Raw genomic sequence first — 1,303 nt, 5'->3', positions numbered from 1 at the left:
GGGTCCGTGCTGCCACGCGTCGGAGACCGTGACTCCCTCCATGCGGATGCTGCCGTCGACCGAGTGCACCTCGTCCGGGTGGGTCAGTCCGGCCTCGATGGCGGCGGCCGCGGTGATGATCTTCTGCACGGAGCCCGGCTCGAACGGGGAGGTGATGGCCGGGTTGCCGAGGTCCGCGCCACGCTCGAGCTCCGCACCGACGCCGACGGCCGGGTTGAACGTGTTGTCGTTGGCCATCGCCCGCACCTCGCCGGTCCGCGCGTCCAGGACGACGGCGGACGCGCTCTTCGCGCCCGAGGTGTCCTTGGCGGACTGGATCGCCTTCTGGACGTGCCACTGCAGGTCGGCGTCGAGGGTGAGGCGGATCGTGTCGCCGTCGCGCGGCTCGGTGACGTTGCGCAGGGTGCCGGGGATGACCGTGTTGTCCTGGGCCCGGTCGAAGGTCTGCCGGCCGTCCTCGCCGTCGAGCTGGTCGTTGAAGTGGGACTCGATGCCCTGCAGGCCGATCAGCTTGCCCTCGTCGCTCTTGGTGGTGGCGCCGACGACATTGGCGGCGAGCGCGCCGCCCGGGTATTCGCGGATGTCGACGCGCTCGGCGCCGATCATCGGGAACTTCCGGACGATCGCGTTGGCCTGGGTGACGTCGACATTGCGGACGAGGTAGGTGAAGCCGCCGCCGGAGGAGAGCTTGGCCTCGATCTCGTCGCGGTCGACGGCGTCGCCGAGCACGGCCTCGAACTCGTCGGCGATCTCCACGACGAGCTCGTCCCACGTCGGCTTGGTGCTGTCGAGCTCGCGGCGGGCCTCGGCGTTCTGCTGCTCGACGAGCGGCTGGATCGACAGGTCGCGGGCCTCGCGGGTGAAGGCGATGGGGTCGCCGTCCAGGTCGACGATCGCCCCGCGGGTGGCGGGCAGGACCTGGTGGACCTGCCGCTGGCTCTCGGCGCGGGCCGCGAGCTCGGTGCCCCCGATCGTCTGTACCCAGAAGAGCTTGACCAGGGCGATCACCATGATCACGGCGAACGCGGACCGCATGAAGGTGAACCGGCGCTCGGTCGAGTTGGTGGTGAGGACCCGGCCGAACCGGTTCGGTGGCCGTCCGACGCCCGGTGCGGTGGCGCGCGGGTCACCCGAGGTAGCCCGGCGTCCCGCTTCCGGGGTGCGTCGTTCGGTCATCTCGGGGGCCTTTCGGGTGGGGGTGCTAGAAGGGTTGTCCGGGCACCGGGGCGAGCGTCGCGGCACCGTCACCGGGAGCCGTCGGGGCGGGCGGCGCGGCCGGGGGCGCCGGGTCGGGGGCTGGGCC

1 protein-coding gene is annotated in these 1,303 nt (G+C 72.0%); it reads right to left on the bottom strand.

Annotated features, from left to right (window positions below; genetic code table 11):
* A partial coding sequence (locus G6030_RS12010) for a penicillin-binding transpeptidase domain-containing protein (protein WP_277817456.1) occupies positions 1-1,176 on the bottom strand: 1,176 nt, incomplete at its 3' end.
* Positions 1,177-1,303: the final 127 nt, after the last annotated feature.

The organism is Dietzia sp. E1 (genome assembly GCF_014145015.1).
Taxonomy (GTDB): domain Bacteria; phylum Actinomycetota; class Actinomycetes; order Mycobacteriales; family Mycobacteriaceae; genus Dietzia; species Dietzia cinnamea_A.
Note: the sequence above shows the minus strand (reverse complement) of the source record. Positions and strands in the feature narration are given on the sequence as shown.